The sequence below is a fragment of the Salmonella sp. NW722 genome (assembly GCF_051702785.1).
Classification (GTDB): domain Bacteria; phylum Pseudomonadota; class Gammaproteobacteria; order Enterobacterales; family Enterobacteriaceae; genus Salmonella; species Salmonella enterica.
The window spans coordinates 288,418-311,853 of the sequence record NZ_JAMMIN010000003.1; the positions used below are offsets into that span (position 1 = coordinate 288,418).

The following is a 23,436-nucleotide window of genomic DNA, read 5'->3' on the forward strand; positions in this document are numbered from 1 at the left end:
TTTTTAAAGAATAAGCGTATACAAAACTGCTGATTAACATCAATTTGTTTATCAGTAAAAACAAAATATCAACAAATGAGAGGATACGATGCGTTTAACAGAAGCCTGGGCGCGTACAGGCAGAAAAAAGCCCGGATATACACCCGGGCTGAAGAAAAATACAACGGGAAAAAGATTAGCGAGTCAAATCGTCAAAGAATTTTTTCACGCCGTCAAAGAAGCTTTTTGAACGCGGGCTGTTTTTCTCTCCCGTCGGGCCGCCAAAACTTTCCTGAAGATCTTTTAGCAATTGCTTCTGTTTTTCGCTCAGACCGACCGGCGTTTCAACCACCACACGGCACAGCAAATCACCCTGCGCGCCACCGCGTACGGACTTCACGCCTTTGCCGCGCATACGGAACAGCTTGCCCGTTTGTGTTTCGCTCGGTACTTTCAGCATCACGCGACCATCTAACGTCGGCACTTCAATTTCACCGCCCAGCGCCGCCATCGCAAAGTTGATCGGCACTTCGCAATAAAGATTATTGCCTTCACGCTCGAAAATAGGGTGTTGTTTCACCTGGACCTGAACGTACAAGTCGCCTGCCGGTGCGCCATGCTCGCCCGCTTCGCCCTCGCCTGCCAGACGAATACGATCGCCGGTATCCACGCCCGCCGGGATTTTAACGGACAGAGTTTTACTCTTTTCAACACGCCCATGACCGTGACATTTATGGCACGGATCTTTGATCAGCGTACCGCGTCCCTGACAGTGTGGGCAGGTCTGCTGTACAGCAAAGAATCCCTGGCGCATCTGTACCTGACCAGAACCATGACAGGTCGGACAGGTTTGCGGTTGCGTGCCAGCTTTCGCCCCGCTGCCGTGGCAAACGTCGCACTCCTCCAGCGTCGGAATACGGATCTCTTTGGTCACGCCACGCACCGCTTCTTCCAGGGTGAGATCCATGTTATAACGCAAATCAGCCCCACGCGCCGCACGTTGGCGACCACGCCCGCCGCCAAAGATATCGCCAAAAACGTCACCAAAGATATCACTGAAATCAGCGCCGCCATTAAAGCCGCCGCCAAATCCGCCGCCCATACCGCCTTGTTCAAACGCGGCGTGACCATACTGATCGTAGGCTGCGCGTTTTTGCGCATCGGTCAGCACTTCATAGGCTTCTTTAATCTCTTTAAATTTAGCTTCGGCCTCTTTATCACCCTGATTGCGGTCCGGATGATATTTCATGGCCAGGCGCTTATACGCCTTTTTGATTTCACGCTCTTCCGCTGTTTTGGAAACGCCTAAAATCTCGTAGTAATCTCTTTTCGCCATCTCTTTTTATCTGCCCTTAACATGCATGCACGGGCGGAGAGGAAACCTCTTCGCCCGTGCCAGTAATTACCCGTTCAAAGGGCGATTATTTTTTATCTTTTACTTCTTCAAACTCAGCGTCGACAACGTCGTCATCTTTCGCGTTGTTTGCAGAAGCGTCAGCGGAGCCAGCCTGCTGCTGCGCATGTTGCTGCTGAGCGATTTCCATCAGTTTCTGGGAAACCTGCGCCAGCTCCTGCATTTTCGCTTCGATAGCGGCTTTATCTTCGCCTTTCAGGGCAGTTTCCAGCGCGCTCAACGCAGACTCGATAGCGGTTTTGTCATCAGCCGGCAGTTTATCGCCTGCTTCTTCAACCTGCTTACGGGTGCTGTGCAGCAGATGGTCACCCTGGTTACGGGTCTGAACCAGCTCTTCGAACTTACGGTCGGATTCAGCGTTCGCTTCTGCATCGCGAACCATTTTCTGAATTTCTTCCTCGTTCAGACCAGAAGATGCCTTGATGGTGATCTTCTGCTCTTTACCGCTATTTTTGTCTTTCGCGGAGACGTGCAGGATACCGTCAGCATCGATATCGAAGGTGACTTCGATCTGCGGCATACCGCGCGGCGCCGGGTTGATGCCATCCAGGTTGAACTGACCCAGAGATTTGTTATCAGACGCACGTTTACGCTCACCCTGCAGCACATGGATGGTTACCGCAGACTGGTTGTCTTCCGCAGTAGAGAACACCTGGCTGTGCTTGGTCGGGATGGTGGTGTTTTTGGTGATAAGCGGAGTCATCACGCCACCCATCGTTTCGATACCCAGAGACAGCGGGGTAACGTCCAGCAGCAGTACGTCTTTCACATCACCGGTCAATACGCCGCCCTGTACCGCTGCGCCGATAGCCACAGCTTCGTCCGGGTTAACGTCTTTACGCGGCTCTTTACCAAAGAATTCAGCCACTTTTTTCTGCACCATTGGCATACGGGTCTGACCGCCAACGAGGATCACGTCGTTGATATCAGACACGGACAGGCCAGCGTCCTGCAGTGCGACTTTCAGCGGCTCGATAGAACGGTTCACCAGATCTTCAACCAGGCTTTCCAGTTTCGCACGAGTCACTTTGATGTTCATGTGTTTCGGACCGGTGGCATCTGCGGTAATGTACGGCAGGTTCACGTCGGTCTGCTGCGCAGAAGACAGCTCGATTTTGGCTTTTTCTGCGGCTTCTTTCAGGCGCTGCATGGCCAGCGGATCGTTACGCAGGTCAATGCCCTGATCTTTCTTAAACTCGTCAACGAGGTAGTTGATCAGGCGGGTATCGAAGTCTTCGCCACCCAGGTGGGTATCACCGTTGGTTGCCAGAACTTCAAAGGTTTTTTCGCCATCAACTTCGTCGATTTCGATAATAGAGATATCGAAAGTACCACCACCGAGGTCGTAAACCGCGATAGTACGGTTGCCGACTTCTTTATCCAGACCGTAAGCCAGCGCTGCGGCAGTCGGTTCGTTGATGATACGTTTAACTTCCAGCCCCGCGATACGACCAGCATCTTTGGTAGCCTGACGCTGCGCATCGTTAAAGTAAGCCGGTACGGTGATAACCGCTTCAGTTACCGGTTCGCCCAGATAATCTTCAGCCGTTTTCTTCATTTTCTTCAGCACTTCGGCAGAAATCTGCGGCGGCGCCATTTTCTGACCTTTCACATCAAGCCATGCGTCGCCGTTGTCGGCGCCGATGATTTTGTACGGCATGATAGAAACGTCACGTTGAACTTCTTCGTCCTGGAAGCGGCGGCCAATCAGGCGTTTAATCGCAAACAGGGTGTTTTGCGGGTTTGTCACTGCCTGACGTTTAGCCGGCTGACCAACCAGAGTTTCACCATCCTGGGTATAAGCAATGATAGAAGGCGTAGTGCGATCGCCCTCGGCGTTCTCCAGCACGCGTGCCTGCGTTCCATCCATAATCGCTACACAAGAGTTGGTAGTACCCAGGTCGATACCAATAATTTTACCCATCTAAACGTCTCCACTAAAAATTCGGTCATCATGTGGTTGTGAATCTGTAATAAGGGCGAAACGTGCGGTTTCAACTACCCTGAATCGTTTTTTTTCAGACTCACCACTGCGGTTGACTACAAGATGGGGTCGTAACCCACGTCATCAAGGGGGAGATGAAAAAATTTTTTAGTGACGAGAGGGCGCGATGGAAAACCAGACAGATAAACATTCATGAAATAAATTAAATAACGAATACCATTCACAGAAAAATTGTAATAAAAAGAAAAGATTACAAAACTGAATCGTTGTCATGAGCAGAGTATGATAGACGGTAATTGCTTATTGAACCCGTCAAAGAGAAATTCCATGCGATCTGTGTTAACGATTTCCGCCGGCCTGCTTTTCGGCCTGGCGTTAAGTAGCGTCGCGCACGCGAACGACCATAAAATACTGGGTGTTATTGCCATGCCCAGAAATGAAACGAACGATCTCGCGCTGAAAATTCCCGTCTGCCGCATCGTGAAGCGCATTCAACTCACGGCGGATCACGGCGACATCGAACTTAGCGGCGCATCCGTCTATTTTAAAACTGCGCGTAGCGCCAGCCAAAGCCTGAACGTCCCTTCCTCAATCAAAGAGGGCCAGACAACAGGCTGGATCAATATTAATAGCGATAACGACAACAAACGCTGCGTATCAAAGATTACCTTCTCAGGCCATACGGTAAATTCTTCCGATATGGCGAGACTTAAAGTCATTGGCGACGATTAATCGCTGTTATTTCTATTCCAAAAGCCAGACTGAAAATGAACGTCACCTATTTACACGACGAGGATTTAGACTTTCTTCAGCATTGTAGCGAAGAACAACTCGCCGATTTCGCCCGTTTGCTGACGCATAACGAAAAGGGCAAGGCTCGCTTGTCGAGCGTCCTTAGTCATAACGAGCTGTTCAAAGCGATGGAAGGTCACCCGGAGCAACACCGCCGTAACTGGCAGCTCATTGCCGGCGAGTTTCAGCATTACGGCGGCGACAGTATCGCCAACAAATTACGCGGGCACGGAAAACAGTACCGCGCGATTCTGCTGGATGTCGCAAAACGGCTAAAACTCAAAGCAGATAAAAGCATGTCGACGTTTGAAATAGAACAGCAACTGCTGGAGCATTTTTTACGTCATACCTGGCAGAAGATGGACGCGGCGCATAAGCAGGAATTTCTGCAAGCCGTAGACGCCAAAGTTTCTGAACTGGAAGAGCTGCTGCCGCTGCTCATGAAAGATCGCAGTCTGGCAAAAGGGGTCTCCCACCTGCTTTCCACCCAGCTTACCCGCATTTTACGTACCCATGCCGCAATGAGCATCCTGGGCCACGGATTGCTGCGCGGCGCAGGTCTTGGCGGCCCGGTTGGCGCGGCGTTAAACGGCGTCAAAGCGATGAGCGGCAGCGCGTATCGCGTGACTATTCCGGCGGTGTTGCAAATAGCCTGCCTGCGACGAATGATGGCAGCCGTTCAGGCGTGAATGCCCTCACAGGGGGAAATATTTTCTTTTCCCCCTTATTAGATCATAGACAGTCCTCTTCCCCCTGATTATTATGCCGCGCCCCGAATACAGAACTCGTTATTCTGGGAAACTATTTCACCATTCAATTATGATGATTTTGAGGAATTATGGGCAACACTAAGTTGGCTAATCCGGCACCGCTGGGCCTGATGGGCTTCGGCATGACCACCATTCTGCTTAACCTGCACAATGCCGGTTTTTTCGCCCTGGACGGTATTATTCTGGCGATGGGGATTTTCTACGGCGGTATCGCGCAAATTTTTGCCGGTCTGCTGGAGTATAAAAAAGGCAATACCTTTGGTTTAACGGCCTTTACCTCTTACGGTTCGTTCTGGCTGACGCTGGTCGCTATCCTGCTGATGCCGAAAATGGGCCTGACGGATGCGCCTGACGCTCAGCTACTCGGCGCTTATTTAGGTCTGTGGGGCGTGTTCACGCTGTTTATGTTCTTCGGTACGCTGAAAGCCGCCCGCGCGCTGCAATTTGTTTTCCTGAGCCTGACCGTACTGTTCGCTCTGCTGGCGGTCGGCAATATCACCGGTAACGAAGCCATTATCCATATCGCAGGCTGGGTTGGTCTGGTTTGCGGCGCCAGCGCTATTTATCTGGCGATGGGTGAAGTGCTAAACGAGCAATTTGGCCGCACTATTCTGCCAATCGGCGAGGCGCACTAAATCTCTTTTATTCCTCCCGCACCGGGAGGAATAACCCTACTATCAGTATCTTCCGGTCAGGACGACATATTCTCACGTCTGGCGCTCTTCGGACGGAAAGCGGCAACCACTTCCGGCGCGGTTTCGACATACGGCCCGTCAAGCAGCTGTATACAATACGGCACGCTCGCAAAAATGCCCGGCACGCTAACGCTGCCATCGTCCGCTTTTACGCCTTCCAGCGTTTCTTTGATCGATTTTGGCTGTCCAGGCAGATTAAGAATTAACGCCTGTTTACGGATAACGCCCACCTGGCGGGAAAGAATGGCGGTCGGCACAAAGCGCAGGCTGATCTGGCGCATCTGTTCGCCAAAACCTGGCATTTCACGGTCGGCGATGGCAAGGGTCGCGTCCGGCGTGACGTCGCGACGCGCCGGACCGGTACCGCCAGTGGTCAGCACCAGATGACAGCTCATCTCATCAACCAGTTCACACAACGTTTGCTCGATAATTTCCTGTTCATCAGGAATTAAGCGCCGTTGGACCTCGAAAGGCGTGGTCAGCGCAGAAGCGAGCCACTCCTCAAGCGCAGGAATGCCTTTATCCTGGTAAACGCCGCTTGAAGCGCGGTCGGAGATAGAAACTAAGCCAATACGTAAGGTATCCATGATTATTCCGTTTAAACAGTCTCGTTAAACAGAATGATACACTGCGAAGGGAAGGACAGACAGGTTTCAGAAGAGGTAGCGTGACCCATATCAGGGCCACGCGTTAATGATTACAGCAGATCGCCGATCATTTTTTCCAGTTTTTCCTGGTCTACCGCAAACTTACGGATACCATCCGCCAGTTTGTCAACCGCCATAGGGTCCTGGTGATGCTGCCACAGGAACTCGGCTTCGGTAATGCGTTCCGGACGCGCTTTGACTTCGCCGGAGAAAGAGAGCTTACGCTCAATCGCCCCTTCGCTTTCCGCCAGTTCTTTCAGCAATGCCGGCGCGATAGTCAGACGGTCGCAGCCCGCCAGCTCCAGAATTTCGCCTACGTTACGGAAGCTTGCGCCCATAACGACGGTTTCGTAACCATGCTGTTTGTAGTACTCGTAGATTTCCGTTACGGAAACCACGCCCGGATCTTCAGCTGGCGCATAGTCTTTCTTGTCGGTATTGGCTTTATACCAGTCAAGAATACGACCTACGAACGGCGAGATCAGGTAGACGCCCGCTTCGGCGCACGCACGCGCCTGCGCGAAGGAGAACAGCAGCGTCAGGTTACAGTTGATGCCTTCTTTTTCCAGCTGTTCGGCTGCGCGAATGCCCTGCCAGGTGGACGCCAGCTTGATCAGGATACGATCGTTGCTGATACCCGCATCATTGTAGAGTTTAATGATACGTTTTGCTTTGGCGATAGACGCTTCAGTGTCATAAGACAGACGCGCGTCAACTTCGGTAGAAATACGCCCCGGCACCAGCTTCAGGATTTCCAGGCCAATATTCACCGCCAGCTTATCGGTCGCGTCAACAACCTGCTGCGCGCGGTCGCTGCTCTGCTGTTTCGCCCAGGCGACAGCATCGTCAATCAGCTTACGATATTCCGGGATTTGCGCTGCGTTAAGAATGAGAGAAGGGTTAGTTGTAGCATCCTGCGGCTGGTACAGCTTCATTGCCGCGATATCTCCGGTATCAGCCACTACGGTGGTGAACTGACGAAGGGAGGTCAATTTGTCCGTCATGATAGAGTTTCTCTTTAAACAGCTTGTTAGGGGATGTAACCGGTCTACCCTGATGATAACACGACGCACTCACAGCGCAACCGCCTACATGCACCTGGCTGCCCTTGTGCACTGTTTGCGTATCTGCCGACGGTTGATGCGCAATTAAAGGATACCGCCGTATTTATGGTAAACTGCCGTTAATATTAGTCTGACAAGGTCATCTACATCATGGGTCACGCTTATACAGGATTATCAAAGCGTGCCGGCATCAACAAGAGGGACGTTAATGCCTGAGTTTTTCAGTTTTATTAACGAAATACTCTGGGGCTCGGTAATGATTTACCTGCTGCTCGGCGCAGGATGTTGGTTTACCTGGCGTACCGGATTCATTCAATTTCGTTATATTCGCCAATTTAGCCGCAGTCTGAAAGGCAGCTTTAGCCCGCAACCAGGCGGCCTGACGTCATTTCAGGCGCTGTGTACCAGCCTCGCGGCGCGGATTGGCAGCGGTAATCTGGCCGGCGTGGCGCTGGCTATCGCCGCAGGCGGTCCCGGCGCGGTATTCTGGATGTGGGTCTCGGCCATCATTGGCATGGCGACCTCCTTCGCCGAGTGTTCGCTTGCCCAGCTTTATAAAGAACGTGACCCGACAGGCCAGTTCCGCGGCGGCCCGGCGTGGTATATGGCGCGTGGGCTGGGAATGCGCTGGATGGGCGTGGTTTTCGCCCTCTTTCTGCTCGTCGCCTACGGGTTGATTTTTAATAGCGTGCAGGCGAATGCCGTCTCACGCGCGCTCCATTTCGCCTTCAACATTCCGCCGCTTATCTCCGGCATTGCTCTGGCGCTTTGTGCCCTGTTAATTATCATTCGCGGCATCAAAGGCGTCGCCCGTCTGATGCAATGGCTGATTCCCCTCATCGCGTTATTGTGGGTCGCCGGCAGCGTATTCATTTGCCTCTGGCATATTGAGCAAATGCCTGGCGTTATCGCCTCGATAGTCAAAAGCGCATTTGGCTGGCAGGAAGCCGCGGCAGGCGCAGCCGGATATACGCTCACTCAGGCTATTACCAGCGGTTTTCAGCGTGGGATGTTCTCTAATGAAGCGGGAATGGGGTCAACGCCTAATGCGGCCGCAGCGGCAACGTCGTATCCCCCTCACCCTGTCGCGCAGGGGATTGTGCAAATGATTGGCGTATTCAGCGACACCATTATCATCTGTACCGCCAGCGCGATGATTATCCTGCTGGCGGGGAATCACGCGTCCCACTCGTCAACAGAAGGCATTCAGCTTCTCCAACATGCAATGGTTTCGTTGACCGGTGAATGGGGCGCCAGTTTTGTCGCGCTTATCGTCATTCTGTTCGCGTTCAGTTCTATCGTCGCCAACTATATTTACGCCGAAAACAATCTGTTTTTTCTGCGGTTACATAACGCAAAGGCTATCTGGCTATTACGCCTTGCGACGCTTGGCATGGTTATCGCCGGTACGCTTATCAGTTTTCCGCTGATATGGCAGCTCGCTGACATGATCATGGCCTGTATGGCCATTACCAATCTGACGGCGATTTTGTTGCTCTCACCGGTGGTGTATACCCTCGCCAGCGATTATCTGCGACAACGGAAACTGGGCGTAAGACCGCAGTTCGATCCGCGGCGCTTCCCGGATATCGAACCACAACTGGCGCCAGATACCTGGGATGCGGCATCGCGCGATTAAGCCGACAATCGCAACCATCGGTCAACTCTGCGGCGTTTTTTTGCTAAAGTCGCAGAAAATTCCCTGCAAGGACTGGATATGCTGATTCTGATTTCACCTGCAAAAACGCTTGATTATCAAAGCCCGCTGGCCACGACCCGCTATACCCAGCCGGAGCTATTGGATCACAGCCAGCAGCTTATTCAACAGGCCCGCCAGCTTTCGGCGCCGCAAATTTCCAGGCTGATGGGAATTAGCGACAAACTGGCGGATCTCAACGCCACGCGTTTTCATGACTGGCAGCCTCATTTTACGCCGGATAATGCACGCCAGGCGATTCTGGCGTTCAAAGGCGATGTTTATACCGGCCTACAGGCGGAAACGTTCAGCGACGCGGATTTTGATTTTGCTCAACAACATCTGCGTATGCTCTCTGGCTTGTATGGCGTATTGCGCCCGCTGGATTTAATGCAGCCTTATCGTCTGGAGATGGGGATTCGCCTGGAGAATCCGCGCGGCAAAGATCTTTATCAATTCTGGGGCGATATCATTACCGATAAGCTCAACGAAGCGCTTGAGGCGCAGGGCGATCGGGTGGTGGTGAATCTGGCCTCTGAGGAATATTTTAAATCGGTGAAGCCGAAGAAACTGAATGCCGAACTGATTAAGCCCGTGTTCCTTGATGAGAAAAACGGCAAGTTTAAGGTGGTAAGCTTCTACGCCAAAAAAGCGCGCGGACTGATGAGCCGTTTTATTATTGAAAACCGCTTAACGAAGCCGGAACAGCTTACCGCGTTTGACCGTGAAGGGTATTTCTTTGATGAAGAAACCTCCACAAAAGACGAGCTGGTCTTTAAACGCTACGAGCAGTAACGGCATCGCCGGATGGCGGTTACGCCTTATCCGGCCTACAAATCGACACCACCCCATAGGCCCGGTAAGCGACAGCGCCACCGGGCGCAATGGTTACTGGCGGGTCATCATCAGCTTACGCAGGGCGGCAAAATCCGCAGGCAGATGATGTGAAAGCAGCGGCAGATCGGCGCGTTCGGCGAGCGCTTCAGGCAAGGCCAGCGTTTCTCCCAGAATGGACTCCACGCTTTCTTTAAACTTCGCCGGATGCGCCGTTCCGAGAAACAAGCCATACTCGCCAGGGTTTAACTGGTCGCGTAATGCCCGATACGCTACCGCCGCATGAGGTTCCGAGATATAACCTTTCGCTTTCAGCTCGCGCATCGTCTGTTGTGTCGTAGTGTCATCCACCGCCGCATAGCCCAGCTCAGTCAGGCGCCAGATTTTACGGCGGAATAGCTCCTCCACGCGCGGCCAGTTATTCGGCTGGCTGACATCCATCGCATTCGACAGGGTCGCCTGCGTCGCTTTCGGCGCCCACTTTCCGTCATGCAGAAAACGCGGCACCGTGTCGTTGACGTTGGTGGCGGCGATAAAACGTTTCACCGGTAGGCCTAACGACTTCGCCAGCAGCCCTGCCGTCAAATCGCCAAAGTTGCCGCTGGGGACGGAGATCACCAGTTGGTTACGCGCCCCCTGCGGCAGTTGCGCCACGGCTTCAAAGTAGTAGCAAATTTGCGCCAACAGGCGGCTGATATTAATCGAATTAGCCGAATTCAGCCCCAGCGCCGTTTTCAGTTCTTCGTCATCAAATGCCTGTTTCACCAGCGCCTGGCAAGCGTCGAAATCGCCGTCGATCGCCACGGTTTCAATGTTGCCGCCCAGCGTACAGAACAGTTTTTCCTGCAACGGACTGATTTTACCGCGCGGGTAGAGAATGACGACCCGCACATTTTCCAGGCCATAGAACGCGTGAGCCACCGCCGCGCCGGTATCGCCTGACGTTGCGGTCAGAATCGTCACCGGTTTGTCGCCGCTGATATGCGTCAGCATTTGCGCCATAAAACGCCCGCCGAAGTCTTTAAAGGCCAGCGTCGGACCATGGAACAGCTCCAGGCAGCCGACATCGCTTTCTACCTGCGCTACCGGCGCCGGGAACGCAAACGCCGCGCGGACGCGCTCTTCCAGAATTTGCTGCGGTATTTCATCGCCAATAAATGCCGAGAGGATCTTTGCGCTACGGCTGACAAAGTCCTGGTTGAGCATCTCATCAATTTCCGTCAGGCTAAACTCCGGCAGTTCGTGCGGAAAAAAAAGTCCCTGCTGTTTGCCCAGTCCTTGCGTGACGGCCTGCGCAAAGCTGACCTGCTCATTATGGTCTTTCAGATTATAGAGTTTCATTGATTATCCCACTACTCGTGCGCCCGCCGTATCCAGCCGGCAAATATGAACGAAGCCTTCCTGATTTTGCAGATAATGTTTGCTCAGCCAGTCCGCGACGCGCTGCGCCGTCTCCGGTTTATCGCATAGCGCAAACAGCGTCGGCCCCGACCCGGAAATCCCGCTCGCCAGCGCGCCGATCTCCGACACCGCCTGCCGCGCCTGGCTAAAGCCCGGCAGTAAACGCGCGCGGTATGGTTCGGCAATAACATCTTTCATCAGCGCGGCGGCAAGCTGCGGCTGCCGCGAGTAACAGGCGTGAATAAAACCGGCCAGATGCCGTCCATGCGCAATGCAATCCTGACGGCGATACTGCGCAGGCAAAATGGCCCGTGCTTCTGCGGTGGAAACTTTAATGCCCGGATAAGCCAGTACCCATAGCCACTCATCAAAGCCCGGCACCTGCTGACTAATAATGCCGTTTTCTTCAATCATCAACTGCATACCGCCAAGAAAGCACGGCGCGACGTTATCGTAATGGATGCTGCCGGAGATACGGCCTTCCAGCTCGCCCATCAGCGCCAACAGACGCGTGTCGTTTAACGGTTTGCCGCAGTGCTCATTCATCGCGACCAGCGCGGCGACGACGGAACAGGCGCTGGACCCTAACCCGGAACCAATCGGCATATTTTTTTCCAGCGTCATCCCCACCGGGATGGTTTTCCCCAATGCCTGGCAAAAACGTTCCCAGCACTGATAAACAATATTTTCACGCGGCTCCGGCGGCAGTTTATCGGCAAATCGCCCCAGGTTATGCAGACGGAAATGGTCCGCTGCTTCAACGGATACCACATCGCCCAGCAACGTGCCGTCAACGGGTGTGACGGCTGCGCCCAACACGTCGAAACCGACGCTCATGTTCGCGCTGGAAGCCGGGGCATACACTTTCACCATGTTAAACTCCTAACTTCCATGAGAGGGTCCGTAACAGATCGGCAAACACGCCCGCCGCCGTCACATCATTGCCTGCGCCGTAGCCGCGCAGCACCAACGGCAAGGGCTGATAATAGTGGCTGTAGAACGCCAGCGCGTTTTCACCGTTTTTCACTTTGAAGAGCGGATCGTTACCATCAACTTCGGCAATCTTCACGCGGCACACGCCATCCTCTTCGATATTGCCCACATAGCGCAATACCTTACCTTCATCACGAGCTTTCGCCACACGGGCGGCAAACGCGTCGTCAAGCTGCGGCAGATGCGCTATAAAGGCGGTCACATCGCCGGAGGCGTCAAACTCGTCCGGCAACACCGGTTCAATCACAATATCGGAAAGCTCCAGCTCGCGGCCCGTCTCGCGGGCGAGGATCAACAGTTTCCGCGCCACATCCATACCGGAAAGATCGTCGCGCGGATCGGGTTCGGTATAGCCCATCTCGCGCGCCAGCGCGGTCGCCTGTGAGAGACTCATCCCCTCTTCCAGTTTACCGAAAATAAAAGAGAGCGACCCGGAAAGAATGCCGGAAAATTTTTGCAGTTCATCACCGGCATTCAGCAGGTTTTGCAGGTTTTCGATTACCGGCAAACCGGCGCCGACGTTGGTGTCATACAAGAATTTGCGCCGTGATTGCGCGGCGGCGAAACGTAGCTGATGGTAGTAGTCCATCGACGAGGTGTTCGCTTTCTTGTTTGGCGTCACCACATGGAACCCTTCACGCAGGAAGTCGGCATACTGGTCGGCCACCGCCTGACTGGAGGTACAATCAACAATCACCGGATTGAGTAGATGATATTCTTTCACCAGGCGAATTAAGCGTCCCAGATTGAACGGCGCGTTCGCTTGCGCCAGTTCCGCCTGCCAGTTGTCCAGATTCAGGCCATGCACATTGGTTAGCAACGCCTTTGAGTTCGCCACGCCGCACACGCGTAGATCGATGTGCTTGTTCTTCAGCCAGGTTTGCTGACGTTTAAGCTGTTCCAGTAGCGCGCCGCCGACGCCGCCGACGCCAATGACAAACACTTCAATCACCTGATCGGTATTGAACAGCATCTGGTGCGTTACCCGCACGCCGGTGGTGGCATCGTCGTTATTCACCACCACAGAAATGGAACGCTCAGAAGATCCCTGAGCGATCGCCACGATATTGATATTAGCCCGCGCCAGCGCGGCGAAGAATTTCGCTGAAATGCCGCGTAGCGTGCGCATACCGTCGCCGACAACAGAGATAATCGCCAACCGCTCAGTAACCGCCAGCGGCTCCAGCAGCCCCTCTTTCAGCTCCAGATAGAATTCATCCTGCATCGCACGGCGGGCACGCGCGCAGTCACTCTGCGGCACACAGAAGCTGATGCTGTACTCAGAGGAGGACTGGGTAATGAGCACCACCGAGATCCCGGCGCGAGACATGGCGGCGAAAACACGCGCCGCCATCCCAATCATCCCTTTCATTCCCGGGCCGGAGACGCTAAACATCGCCATGTTGTTAAGGTTAGAGATCCCTTTGACCGGCAGATTATCATCGTCGCTGGACGCGCCGATCAGCGTTCCTGGCGCCTGCGGATTACCGGTATTTTTAATCAGACAGGGGATCTGGAACTGGGCGATGGGCGTAATGGTGCGAGGGTGAAGAACTTTGGCGCCGAAGTAAGAGAGTTCCATCGCTTCCTGGTAGGACATCGATTTCAGCAGCCTGGCGTCCGGCACCTGGCGCGGGTCACAGGTATACACGCCATCGACGTCAGTCCAGATTTCACAGCAGTCAGCGCGTAAACAGGCGGCCAGCACGGCGGCGGAATAGTCGGAACCATTACGGCCCAGCACCACCAGTTCACCCTTTTCATTACCGGCGGTAAAGCCCGCCATCAGGATCATGTGATCGGCCGGGATCTGGCTGGCGGCGATACGGCGAGTCGATTCCGCGATATCGACGGTAGATTCAAGGTAATGGCCCACCGCCAGCAATTTTTCTACCGGATCGATCACCGTGACGCGATACCCACGCGCCTCCAGAAGTCCCGCCATAATCGCGATCGACATTTTTTCGCCACGGCAAATCAGCGCGGCGTTGATGCTGTCCGGGCACTGACCCAGCAGGCTGATACCATGCAAAACATGTTTGATCTGAGCGAATTCTTGTTCGACAACCATTTTCAACCGTGCAAGCGGGAATCCCGGCTGCGCGCTGGCAAGTCCTGCGAGCAGGTCAGAAAAAATACGTTCGGCATCGCTGATATTCGGCAAAGCATCCTGACCGCCGATAGTTTTTTCAATCATCGCCACCAGATGGTTGGTAATTTTCGCGGGGGCGGAAAGTACGGTCGCTACCTGCCCTTGCCTGGCATTGCTTTCCAGAATATCGGCAACACGCAGAAAACGTTCTGCATTTGCCACTGATGTACCGCCGAACTTCAACACTCGCATGGTTGTTACCTCGTGATCTCTGGTCGAAAAAAAAGCCCGCACTGTTCAGGTGCGGGCTTTTTTCTGTGTTTCCTGTACGCGTCAGCCCGCACCGTTACCTGTGGTAATGGTGATGGTGGTAATGGTGGTGGTGCTGATGCGGTTCATGGATGTTGTGTACTCTGTCATTTTTATTTGTCTGTCTTGTATTCCTATATTGGTTAAAGTATCTGCCCGCCTAAGTCAATAAATTTTTAAATTGATCACATTCCGAAACTTGTTCATGTGCTGCTGGCGATATATTTATTTTCAACCAATTCCCCCTGTTATGATCTCTTGCAACCAGACGTAATCTCTTATTATTTTAAAAATTACAGCACGTTATTTTGTTAGTTTTTTTTCAATATCATGGACCAAACGGTGCAACATTACCGTATCTCGCTGTCCCAGCAGGCCGATTCGCTGTTGTAGCCAGTCGGTTAATTTGTGGTCATCGGCCGCCTCCAGAGTCGTTAGCAGGCGTAAAAGGCGCGCGCGTAACGCCTGTAACTGCGATTCATCAGCAATATCAACGGATTCAGTGGTCTGTTGCATTAAACCTGCTAATTGATAGCAATACACCATGACCGCCTGACCCAGATTGAGCGAAGGGTAATCCGCCACCATCGGCACGCCAGTCAATACATCCGCCAGCGCCAGCTCGTCATTGGTCAAACCGGAATCCTCACGGCCAAAAACCAGCGCGGCATGACGCATCCAGCGTGATTTTTCCTGTAATAAGGGAACCAGTTCAGCGGGCGAAGCGTAGTAATGAAATTTTGCCCGGCTGCGGGCTGTCGTCGCGACGGTAAAATCCACATCGTGGAGCGCGTCGGCAAGGGTGCGGAAAACCTCAATATTATCAATAATATCTCCAGATCCATGTGCGACCCAACGGGTGGTGGGCTCCAGGTGCGCCTGGCTGTCGACAATACGCAGGTCAGTAAATCCCATGGTCTTCATAGCCCGGGCGGCTGCGCCGATATTTTCCGCTCTGGCGGGAGCGACAAGAACGATTGTTACACGCATTTCATTACTCTTTTTGACTAATTTACAGGAAATTAGCTGGCGTTTGTAAGCATATTACGCTTCGCAAATTTACAAAATTTTAACGGATATCACTGAAAAAGCATTTTTGATTTCGTAAAAGACGCTACACTATTGCGTATCTGTACTATTGCTGTTTATGTTAACAGAACATCGTTATCCTGCTGTTTATTTAGGATAATTTAATTTAAAATAGATCCTGTTCTTTGGATTCATCACATTTATTAGTTGGCTTACGTAACTAGTTGGAATATTGCAAATTTGTGATGAAAGCTAGCATTTAGCTACGATGATTTCATCAAACTGTTAACGTGCTACAATTGAACTTGATATATGTCAACGAAGCGTAGTTTTATTAGGTGTCCGGTACGTCTTAGCCTGTTATGTTGCTGTTAAAATGGTTAGGATGACAGCCGTTTTTGACACTGTCGGGTCCAGAGGGAAAGTACCCACGACCAAGCTAATGATGTTGTTGACGTTGATGGAAAGTGCATCAAGAACGCAATTACGTACTTTAGTCATGTTACGCCGATCATGTTAATTTGCGACATGCATCAGGCAGGTCAGGGACTTTTGTACTTCCTGTTTCGATTTAGTTGGCAATTTAGGTAGCAAACATGCAGACCCCGCACATTCTTATCGTTGAAGACGAGTTGGTAACACGCAACACGTTGAAAAGTATTTTCGAAGCGGAAGGCTATGATGTATTCGAAGCGACAGATGGCGCGGAAATGCATCAGATCCTCTCTGAATATGACATCAACCTGGTGATCATGGATATCAATCTGCCAGGGAAAAACGGTCTCCTGTTAGCGCGTGAACTGCGTGAACAGGCTAACGTTGCGCTGATGTTCCTGACGGGCCGCGATAACGAAGTCGACAAAATTCTCGGCCTCGAAATCGGCGCGGATGATTACATCACCAAACCGTTTAACCCACGCGAATTGACCATCCGTGCCCGCAACCTGCTGTCCCGTACCATGAACCTGGGTACCGTCAGCGAAGAGCGTCGTAGCGTTGAAAGCTACAAGTTCAACGGTTGGGAACTGGATATCAACAGTCGTTCACTGATCGGCCCGGACGGCGAGCAGTATAAACTACCGCGCAGCGAGTTCCGCGCGATGCTTCACTTCTGCGAAAACCCTGGCAAAATTCAGTCACGCGCAGAGCTGTTGAAGAAAATGACCGGGCGCGAGCTGAAGCCGCATGACCGTACTGTTGACGTTACCATTCGTCGTATTCGTAAGCATTTCGAATCCACGCCGGATACGCCGGAAATCATCGCCACCATTCACGGCGAAGGTTATCGCTTCTGCGGCGACCTGCAGGATTAATTCGGCCCAGGCGCCAAACCGTAAAAACAGCCGGTAAGTTATTCTTACTGGCTGTTTCTTATGTCCCCCTTCCGCTAAGCGGCCTCGCTTTCCCTCCTGACCTGCCGTTATGACGTACTCTTTTACATAAAAATTGTCGTATAGCGCTGTTTATCTCAGCTTGCGAAAGTTAAGGTAGTTTGTGTATTTACATTAAAGAGTAATACACGGGATTTGTTAGTCCCCAAAAAATAAGGGGATGCTCACAGGACGTGAGGTTTCACAGGATGAAAAAATCACCATTATGCTGCTACCTGTTTTGTGCAGCGATGTCAGCTTCATCAGCCGCGCTGGCTGCTACCGCGCCGGTCTCCGCAGGCGTTATTCATTTCAAAGGACAGATTGTCGAATATGGTTGTAATCTTGCGCCTCACGATCGCAATATCGAGGTATCATGTTTGCGGAATAATATCCCCCATTTGCAGACAGTCGCCACACCGTCTGGAAACGCTATTTCGTTGATGAATGGAATCGCCACGGTACGACACGTGTCGTTAAAAGATCATCCGGAGATTCAAAGCCTGATCGTCCAGTACCGCTAACCGCTTATGGCTCCCGCCGGGAGGAGTTCCGGCAGGCGGCGATTTCGCTCAGTAAAACGCCGCCCGCCTGCATTTTGTACTTTTCTCTCATTCGTATCCTCCAATAGCGATGTTCATCGCTTCGCTATCCTGTACGCTCTACGCGCTCGTTAAGCACGGTACCTATGATAGCTGTCATAAAATGATTGCAAATAAAATCATCACATTTACTATGGTTAACCTTACAAACAGCGTTGTCGCTCATGCATTGATAAGGTGAATACATTGACTTAAATATTCTTGTTGGCTATTTTTATTTACTTAATTATAATTTCAAGTGAATATTAAATTTATCTTTACCTTTTAATAGTCAACCACTTTATCAGCCATAATAATGGGGAAGATATGAAGCAGTTAAACGGCGGGAATGTGTATCGTCCCACAGGGAAAGAAAAAAACCTGCAAGCCATTTTAAATATTCATCGGCACGTTATTCAAAACATCTCCCCTGTCACTATTACGGCCGGTAAAACACTGGATATCAAGATTGATAATCAATCCCACATCCTGTTAATCACTAAAGGCGCTATTAAAGTATGTCGGCGTATCGACAGCATTGTAATGGGCTGCGGTGTCTCACCAATGATTTTAGGCCTTGTAGATGCCTATGCTGACTTATACCAGTTAGAAGAGAATTCAGACGTCTTTTTTATCGCCGAAACCACCTGTGAATATTATCCTGTCCCAGTAAAAGATTTTGTGGAAATAGCCGATGAAAAGCATCTCTGGCGTGACATTTCGAACATCCTGATGTACCGCATTGCTTTCATGACTAACCGTGACAGAAACCTTATCGGGCAGGACGCCTATAGCCAGATAAAAGCGCTGTTACTTGAACTGTGGTCGTATCCTGAAAGCTCACGATTTGAGATCAACGCACAGAACTTCATACAGCAGAGAACCGGGCTTTCACGCAGCCGTATCATGCAGGTACTTTCAGAACTAAAAGCGGGGGACTATATAAAAATACTGCATGGAAGACTGTTAGAGCTTCGAAACCTGCCGGTTTCATTTTAAACGGACAAGCGTCGTATATTCTTAAAAATAAAGCAATATAGAGTTAAATAAATCCTCCAGGAAATAATAACTATTATCAAAAAAGAGATCTTGCTCTATAAATCCAGTCATCAACCATACTTCTTTAGTGGTATTTTATTAAACTTTGTTACCGAGTCCGAAACTGGACTGCCGTTCAATATTGCATCAGAATTTTTATTGAGTTCATAGTTGATATACGTAGAATAGCCGCCTGCTTATCTACAGAACAGAAAGAAGCGCATACAGAGTAAAATATAATATTTTATTTTATATGGCTATCTTTATTTTTCAGCGAATAGAATCAGGCAACAATTAATATGTTTAATAAGAAAATTATCATCCTGGCAATGTTAACTGCCGTAGCATCCACACCGGTATTTGCCCAGAACACGATTACGTTCAATGGCAAAATTTACGATCAGGCGTGTACGGTTCAGGTTAATGGCTCCACGGATACCACCATTGATTTAGGTAATTACAGCAAAGAACGCATCGCGGAAAAAGGCGCCACAACCGATTACGTGCCGTTTATCGTAAGCCTGGTTAGCTGCCCGGAAGCAGGGACTGGCGTACCAACCCAGGCCATGTTCCGCTTCCACGGCGCAACAGATGATTCCAACCCAACGTACTTCAAAAACGCGGACGAAGGATCGGAAACGGGCGCCGCGGGTGTCGGTATTTCTATTCAGAACGCTTCACATAGCGATGTGACAGATAACACGGATGATGCCGCAGTGAACCTGCCAACCGACGGCTCGAAAGCAGACTTTACCTATTACGCCGCCATGGCAAACGATGGTTCCGCAACCGTAACCGGTGGAGATGTTAGCACTCAGGTTACGTATACCGTTTCGTATCAGTAAGGCATTCTCATCCTGATGTGGACAGGCAGGATGCCAGTCCATAGCGTAAAACATCTTTACAGAGTAAAAAATGAAACACATAAAGAAATCCGTGTTGGTCGTATTACTGACAAGCCATGTTGCCCATGCCAGCATTGTTGTTGGCGGAACCCGACTGGTTTTCGACGGCAATAATGATGAGTCGTCAATCAATGTAGAGAATAAAGACAGCAAAGCGAATCTTGTTCAGTCATGGTTATCGGTTGCCGATCCCCAGGTCACAAATAAGCAGGCGTTTATTATCACCCCGCCTCTTTTTCGCCTTGATGCCGGGCAAAAGAACAGTATTCGGGTTATTCGCTCTGGCGCCCCCCTACCTGCAGATCGGGAGTCTATGTACTGGCTCAATATTAAGGGTATTCCTTCTATTGATGATAATGCCTCCGCGAACCGCGTGGAAATCTCCATTAATACCCAAATAAAGCTTATATATCGACCGCCAGCATTAACAAAATCAACGCCTGATAGCCAGAGCCAACAATTAAAATGGCAGACGGCAGGTGATGTTATTACCGTAAATAACCCCACTCCCTATTATATGAACTTTGCCAGTGTGACGCTTAACAGCCATGAAGTGAAATCAGCGACCTTCGTTCCGCCAAAATCATCAGCGTCATTTAAATTGGGTTCTACTGCCGCCCCTCATGGCACGGTAACGTGGCGATTAATCAGCGATTATGGGATGAGTTTAGAGCCGCATTCCGGTTCATTCTAGCCATTAACGACTTCACTTTACTTTTACCCTTTCAGGACTTTTACTGTGCAATTCTCCAGAGTAGAGCCCCGTTCTCAATTAGCGTTATCGTTTCTGTTTATATGCTGTTCCATAAAACCAGCGTTAGCGCATGATCATTTTAATCCATTATCGTTGGAAAATGATGAACCGGGCGTGGAGAATATCGATCTATCGGTTTTCGAAAAGGGGGGGCAGGCAGAAGGCACCTATAATGTTGATATTTATATTAATAACACCAGTGTTGAAACAAAAAATATTGCCTTTAAAAATAAAAAATCAGCAGATAATAAGCTCTCTCTACAGCCGTGTCTTAGCGTTGAACAACTCAAGCAGTGGGGCGTAAAAACAGAAAACTTCCCCGAGCTTAAAAATGACCCAAACGGGTGTACCGATCTTAGTCTGCTGGCTGGCGCTGTAGCAAAGTTTAATGTCATCGGTAACCGGCTGGATTTAGCGATCCCTCAAATCGCGTTGATCGCCGACCCGCGAGAATTCGTCCCTACCAGCGAATGGGATGAAGGCATTAATGCTTTTTTGCTGAACTACAGTTTTACCGGATCGCAGGATCACGATATTGATGAAAACCGGACGGAAAATAGCGAATACGCTAACCTGCGCCCTGGTATTAACATTGGCGCATGGCGTTTTCGTAACTACTCAACCTGGAATCATGATAGCGATGGGCAAAATAGCTGGGATTCTGCCTACACCTATGTTTCTCGCGATATCGAATTTTTAAAAGGACAGCTGATCGCCGGGGAAAATAACACGCCCGCGGACGTCTTTGACAGTATTTCATTTAAGGGCGTACAGATCTCTTCTGATGACGATATGTTGCCGGACAGTATGAAAGGGTTCGCCCCGGTCATTCGCGGGGTGGCCAAAAGCAGCGCGCAGGTAACCGTTGAACAAAACGGTTATACCATCTACAAAACTAACGTTCCGGCGGGTCCATTCGCCATTAATGATCTTTATCCAACCGGCGGTTCGGGCGACCTGTACGTCACCATCAAAGAATCCGATGGTTCTGAACAGCATTTCATTGTGCCCTACGCCAGCGTTCCGGTATTACAGCGTGAAGGCCACCTGAAATACGACCTGACGGTAGGCCGCACGCGTTCATCAGATACGCATTCCGCGCAACAGAACTTCGCTGAACTGACGGCCTTATACGGATTAGCAGGCGGCATAACCGCCTATGGCGGAATAGAGAGTACGCTGAGCAATGATGTTTATCATGCGGCGCTCATCGGGACAGGCTTAAACCTTGGCGATCTGGGCGCATTGTCTTTAGACGTCACCAACTCATGGTCAAAAATTAAAGCAGGCGATGTGGTTAGCGATACGCTTACCGGACAATCCTGGCGTATTCGTTACAGCAAAGATATTCAGTCAACAGGCACCAATTTCACTGTCGCCGGCTACCGTTATTCGACCAAAGATTACTACGCTCTTGAGGATGTGCTGGATACCTATAGCGATAATAGTCACTATGATCATGTACGTAATCGCACCGACCTGTCGTTATCGCAAGACATTATCTACGGTTCCATTTCACTCACTTTATATAATGAAGATTACTGGAATGACACTCATACCACATCATTAGGTATTGGCTATAACAACACATGGCATAACGTAAGCTATGGCATTAACTATTCTTATACGCTGAACGCCGATAATTCTCAGGATGAAGACGACGATACGGAAGACAGTAATGACCAGCAAATTTCAATCAATATTAGTATTCCGTTAGATGCCTTTATGCCGTCAACGTATGCCACCTACAATATGAACTCCGCGAAAGACGGCGATACCACGCACACTGTCGGTTTAAACGGAACAGCGCTGGCACAGAAAAATCTCTCATGGAGCGTTCAGGAAGGTTATTCCTCTCAAGAGAAAGCCACCAGCGGTAATGTGAGCGCAACCTATAACGGGACGTATGCGGATATTAACGGCGGGTATAGCTACGATAATCATATGCGCCGTCTGAATTATGGCGTTCAGGGCGGCGTACTGCTACATCGAAATGGCCTGACACTATCCCAGCCAATGGACGACACCATCATATTGGTTAAAGCCCCTGGCGCAGCGGGTGTCCCCGTGAATAACGAAACGGGCGTGGACACCGATTTTCGGGGCTATGCCGTCGTACCTTATGCTTCGCCTTACCATCGTAATGAAGTGTCTTTAGATACGACGGGCATTAGAAAAAATATTGAGCTCATTGATACCAGTAAAACGCTGGTGCCTACCCGTGGCGCGGTGGTCAGGGCTGAATATAAAACCAATATTGGTTACAAGGCATTGATGGTATTAACCCGCATAAACAATCTGCCTGTTCCTTTTGGCGCGACCGTCTCGTCTTTAACAAAACCAGACAATCACAGCAGTTTTGTTGGTGATGCGGGGCAAGCCTGGTTAACCGGACTGGAAAAACAAGGGCGGTTATTAGTGAAGTGGGGGCCAACAGCAGCAGACCGGTGTCAGGTCTCTTATCGTATACCGAGCTCCCCCTCCGCTTCTGGCGTAGAAATCTTACACGAGCAATGCCAGTGATTCTGGTGGGATAAAAGATGAATATGAACAGATTTGCTGCATTAGCCGCCCTGTTAACGTTCACGGGTCTGGCATTATGGTCGCCCTCGATCAGCGCGGCATACAATACCGCAGATGCCGTAGACATTAACGTTACGGGATTAATTTATGCCGATCCGTGTACCGTTACGGTCCCCGACACGCTCTCTCTTGGACAATATGCCCGGGCGGATATCGCCGTGGCCGGTGGCAATACCGCCACCATTCCTTTCACCATAAAAATGACGAATTGCCCGGCAACGACCACAAAAGCCGCGATTTCATTTAACGGCGTACCTTATCCCGATCCAAATTATGCTTCTGCGATTTATGCAAACAGCGCGGCCAATCCGGCGCAGGATTTAGGATTACAGCTTTTTAACCTGGACGGTAAAAGTCTGGTCAATCTGGCCAACAACGTCACTTACACGGTGGATATCAACAGTAATACCCATGAAGCCAATTTGCCTGTCGCCGCAAGGATGTATACCCCGTATGGAAAAGTCACGGCAGGGGATTTCACGTCCGTTGTGACGATCACTATTGCATGGCAATAACATCTTTCTATTTCACCTGGTATAAAAGCA

General features: G+C 50.8%; 22 protein-coding genes and 1 other annotated feature. Of the genes, 12 read left to right on the forward strand and 10 right to left on the reverse strand.

Features of this window, described 5'->3' with window-relative positions; translation table 11 throughout:
- Positions 1 to 175: 175 nt before the first annotated feature.
- Entirely contained in the window at positions 176 to 1,315 is a 1,140-nt protein-coding gene (dnaJ, locus tag NA330_RS09040) for a molecular chaperone DnaJ (protein ID WP_001119009.1), read from the reverse strand.
- Positions 1,316 to 1,400: 85 nt separating this feature from the next.
- Entirely contained in the window at positions 1,401 to 3,317 is a 1,917-nt protein-coding gene (gene dnaK / locus NA330_RS09045) for a molecular chaperone DnaK (protein ID WP_000516126.1), read from the reverse strand.
- A 348-nt stretch (positions 3,318 to 3,665) separates the two neighbouring features.
- Between dnaK and NA330_RS09050 the strand changes: the two genes are divergently transcribed.
- The 3 genes from NA330_RS09050 to satP all read left to right on the forward strand — a co-directional run bounded on the left by NA330_RS09050 (position 3,666) and on the right by satP (position 5,535).
- Positions 3,666 to 4,070, forward strand: a complete 405-nt coding sequence (locus NA330_RS09050; protein WP_001258084.1) for a DUF2541 family protein — start codon at positions 3,666 to 3,668, stop codon at positions 4,068 to 4,070.
- Positions 4,071 to 4,105: 35 nt separating this feature from the next.
- Entirely contained in the window at positions 4,106 to 4,819 is a 714-nt protein-coding gene (gene msyB, locus NA330_RS09055) for an acidic protein MsyB (protein ID WP_001103477.1), read from the forward strand.
- 149 nt (positions 4,820 to 4,968) lie between these two features.
- Positions 4,969 to 5,535, forward strand: coding sequence for an acetate uptake transporter (gene satP / locus NA330_RS09060; protein ID WP_000528525.1), 567 nt, complete (start codon positions 4,969 to 4,971; stop codon positions 5,533 to 5,535).
- A gap of 56 nt (positions 5,536 to 5,591) precedes the next feature.
- Here the strand turns inward: satP and mog are convergent, their stop codons facing one another.
- Both mog and tal read right to left on the reverse strand, forming a co-directional pair.
- A complete protein-coding gene (mog, locus tag NA330_RS09065) occupies positions 5,592 to 6,182 on the reverse strand; it encodes a molybdopterin adenylyltransferase (protein WP_000380373.1) in 591 nt (196 codons plus the stop codon).
- A 110-nt stretch (positions 6,183 to 6,292) separates the two neighbouring features.
- On the reverse strand, positions 6,293 to 7,246 hold the full coding sequence (gene tal, locus NA330_RS09070) for a transaldolase (protein ID WP_000130175.1): 954 nt from the start codon (positions 7,244 to 7,246) through the stop codon (positions 6,293 to 6,295).
- 268 nt (positions 7,247 to 7,514) lie between these two features.
- Between tal and NA330_RS09075 the strand changes: the two genes are divergently transcribed.
- Together NA330_RS09075 and yaaA are read left to right on the forward strand one after the other, a co-directional pair.
- Positions 7,515 to 8,945 (forward strand): alanine/glycine:cation symporter family protein, encoded by a 1,431-nt coding sequence (locus tag NA330_RS09075; RefSeq protein ID WP_023242384.1) that lies wholly within the window; start codon positions 7,515 to 7,517, stop codon positions 8,943 to 8,945.
- 78 nt (positions 8,946 to 9,023) lie between these two features.
- Positions 9,024 to 9,797 carry a peroxide stress protein YaaA gene (gene yaaA, locus NA330_RS09080; RefSeq protein ID WP_023242385.1) on the forward strand — a complete coding sequence of 258 codons (774 nt, stop codon included), beginning with the start codon at positions 9,024 to 9,026 and terminating at the stop codon, positions 9,795 to 9,797.
- 93 nt (positions 9,798 to 9,890) lie between these two features.
- Here yaaA and thrC read toward each other — a convergent pair whose 3' ends face one another.
- The 6 genes from thrC to yjjY form a co-directional block, all read right to left on the reverse strand.
- A complete protein-coding gene (gene thrC / locus NA330_RS09085) occupies positions 9,891 to 11,177 on the reverse strand; it encodes a threonine synthase (protein WP_000781110.1) in 1,287 nt (428 codons plus the stop codon).
- A gap of 3 nt (positions 11,178 to 11,180) precedes the next feature.
- The gene (thrB, locus tag NA330_RS09090; protein WP_023242386.1) at positions 11,181 to 12,110 is read right to left on the reverse strand and encodes a homoserine kinase; all 930 of its coding nucleotides are present in this window, start codon (positions 12,108 to 12,110) and stop codon (positions 11,181 to 11,183) included.
- Position 12,111: 1 nt separating this feature from the next.
- Positions 12,112 to 14,574, reverse strand: coding sequence for a bifunctional aspartate kinase/homoserine dehydrogenase I (thrA, locus tag NA330_RS09095; RefSeq protein WP_023242387.1), 2,463 nt, complete (start codon positions 14,572 to 14,574; stop codon positions 12,112 to 12,114).
- 25 nt (positions 14,575 to 14,599) lie between these two features.
- Positions 14,600 to 14,720, reverse strand: a sequence feature (Thr leader region).
- Positions 14,656 to 14,721, reverse strand: coding sequence for a thr operon leader peptide (gene thrL / locus NA330_RS09100; RefSeq protein WP_001575544.1), 66 nt, complete (start codon positions 14,719 to 14,721; stop codon positions 14,656 to 14,658). (Overlaps the previous feature by 65 nt.)
- Positions 14,722 to 14,934: 213 nt before the next feature.
- Positions 14,935 to 15,621, reverse strand: a complete 687-nt coding sequence (locus tag NA330_RS09105) for a tRNA/rRNA methyltransferase (protein WP_023242388.1) — start codon at positions 15,619 to 15,621, stop codon at positions 14,935 to 14,937.
- 399 nt (positions 15,622 to 16,020) lie between these two features.
- Positions 16,021 to 16,161 carry a protein YjjY gene (gene yjjY, locus NA330_RS09110; protein WP_001541509.1) on the reverse strand — a complete coding sequence of 47 codons (141 nt, stop codon included), beginning with the start codon at positions 16,159 to 16,161 and terminating at the stop codon, positions 16,021 to 16,023.
- Between the two features lie 95 nt (positions 16,162 to 16,256).
- On the opposite strand from yjjY, the gene arcA reads away from it, so the two are divergent.
- The 7 genes from arcA to NA330_RS09145 all read left to right on the forward strand — a co-directional run bounded on the left by arcA (position 16,257) and on the right by NA330_RS09145 (position 23,406).
- Positions 16,257 to 16,973, forward strand: coding sequence for a two-component system response regulator ArcA (arcA, locus tag NA330_RS09115; RefSeq protein WP_001194359.1), 717 nt, complete (start codon positions 16,257 to 16,259; stop codon positions 16,971 to 16,973).
- Between the two features lie 266 nt (positions 16,974 to 17,239).
- Entirely contained in the window at positions 17,240 to 17,554 is a 315-nt protein-coding gene (locus NA330_RS09120) for a hypothetical protein (RefSeq protein ID WP_000749515.1), read from the forward strand.
- Between the two features lie 384 nt (positions 17,555 to 17,938).
- Positions 17,939 to 18,610, forward strand: a complete 672-nt coding sequence (locus tag NA330_RS09125; protein WP_000811635.1) for a winged helix-turn-helix transcriptional regulator — start codon at positions 17,939 to 17,941, stop codon at positions 18,608 to 18,610.
- A gap of 338 nt (positions 18,611 to 18,948) precedes the next feature.
- The gene (locus NA330_RS09130) at positions 18,949 to 19,494 is read left to right on the forward strand and encodes a fimbrial protein (RefSeq protein ID WP_001628055.1); all 546 of its coding nucleotides are present in this window, start codon (positions 18,949 to 18,951) and stop codon (positions 19,492 to 19,494) included.
- A gap of 70 nt (positions 19,495 to 19,564) precedes the next feature.
- Entirely contained in the window at positions 19,565 to 20,248 is a 684-nt protein-coding gene (gene sthA, locus NA330_RS09135; protein ID WP_000680522.1) for a fimbrial biogenesis chaperone SthA, read from the forward strand.
- A gap of 45 nt (positions 20,249 to 20,293) precedes the next feature.
- Positions 20,294 to 22,831 (forward strand): fimbrial outer membrane usher protein, encoded by a 2,538-nt coding sequence (locus NA330_RS09140; protein WP_052894890.1) that lies wholly within the window; start codon positions 20,294 to 20,296, stop codon positions 22,829 to 22,831.
- A gap of 17 nt (positions 22,832 to 22,848) precedes the next feature.
- A complete protein-coding gene (locus tag NA330_RS09145) occupies positions 22,849 to 23,406 on the forward strand; it encodes a fimbrial protein (RefSeq protein ID WP_001056984.1) in 558 nt (185 codons plus the stop codon).
- The last annotated feature ends 30 nt before the right edge of the window (positions 23,407 to 23,436 follow it).

What these genes read in the sequence shown, in the direction of transcription:
- dnaJ (WP_001119009.1), bottom strand. Translation starts at nt 1,315, where the DNA reads ATGGCGAAAAGAGATTACTACGAGATTTTAGGCGTTTCCAAAACAGCG.
- dnaK (WP_000516126.1), bottom strand. Translation starts at nt 3,317, where the DNA reads ATGGGTAAAATTATTGGTATCGACCTGGGTACTACCAACTCTTGTGTA.
- NA330_RS09050 (WP_001258084.1), top strand. Translation starts at nt 3,666, where the DNA reads ATGCGATCTGTGTTAACGATTTCCGCCGGCCTGCTTTTCGGCCTGGCG.
- msyB (WP_001103477.1), top strand. Translation starts at nt 4,106, where the DNA reads ATGAACGTCACCTATTTACACGACGAGGATTTAGACTTTCTTCAGCAT.
- satP (WP_000528525.1), top strand. Translation starts at nt 4,969, where the DNA reads ATGGGCAACACTAAGTTGGCTAATCCGGCACCGCTGGGCCTGATGGGC.
- mog (WP_000380373.1), bottom strand. Translation starts at nt 6,182, where the DNA reads ATGGATACCTTACGTATTGGCTTAGTTTCTATCTCCGACCGCGCTTCA.
- tal (WP_000130175.1), bottom strand. Translation starts at nt 7,246, where the DNA reads ATGACGGACAAATTGACCTCCCTTCGTCAGTTCACCACCGTAGTGGCT.
- NA330_RS09075 (WP_023242384.1), top strand. Translation starts at nt 7,515, where the DNA reads ATGCCTGAGTTTTTCAGTTTTATTAACGAAATACTCTGGGGCTCGGTA.
- yaaA (WP_023242385.1), top strand. Translation starts at nt 9,024, where the DNA reads ATGCTGATTCTGATTTCACCTGCAAAAACGCTTGATTATCAAAGCCCG.
- thrC (WP_000781110.1), bottom strand. Translation starts at nt 11,177, where the DNA reads ATGAAACTCTATAATCTGAAAGACCATAATGAGCAGGTCAGCTTTGCG.
- thrB (WP_023242386.1), bottom strand. Translation starts at nt 12,110, where the DNA reads ATGGTGAAAGTGTATGCCCCGGCTTCCAGCGCGAACATGAGCGTCGGT.
- thrA (WP_023242387.1), bottom strand. Translation starts at nt 14,574, where the DNA reads ATGCGAGTGTTGAAGTTCGGCGGTACATCAGTGGCAAATGCAGAACGT.
- NA330_RS09105 (WP_023242388.1), bottom strand. Translation starts at nt 15,621, where the DNA reads ATGCGTGTAACAATCGTTCTTGTCGCTCCCGCCAGAGCGGAAAATATC.
- yjjY (WP_001541509.1), bottom strand. Translation starts at nt 16,161, where the DNA reads ATGACTAAAGTACGTAATTGCGTTCTTGATGCACTTTCCATCAACGTC.
- arcA (WP_001194359.1), top strand. Translation starts at nt 16,257, where the DNA reads ATGCAGACCCCGCACATTCTTATCGTTGAAGACGAGTTGGTAACACGC.
- NA330_RS09120 (WP_000749515.1), top strand. Translation starts at nt 17,240, where the DNA reads ATGAAAAAATCACCATTATGCTGCTACCTGTTTTGTGCAGCGATGTCA.
- NA330_RS09125 (WP_000811635.1), top strand. Translation starts at nt 17,939, where the DNA reads ATGAAGCAGTTAAACGGCGGGAATGTGTATCGTCCCACAGGGAAAGAA.
- NA330_RS09130 (WP_001628055.1), top strand. Translation starts at nt 18,949, where the DNA reads ATGTTTAATAAGAAAATTATCATCCTGGCAATGTTAACTGCCGTAGCA.
- sthA (WP_000680522.1), top strand. Translation starts at nt 19,565, where the DNA reads ATGAAACACATAAAGAAATCCGTGTTGGTCGTATTACTGACAAGCCAT.
- NA330_RS09145 (WP_001056984.1), top strand. Translation starts at nt 22,849, where the DNA reads ATGAATATGAACAGATTTGCTGCATTAGCCGCCCTGTTAACGTTCACG.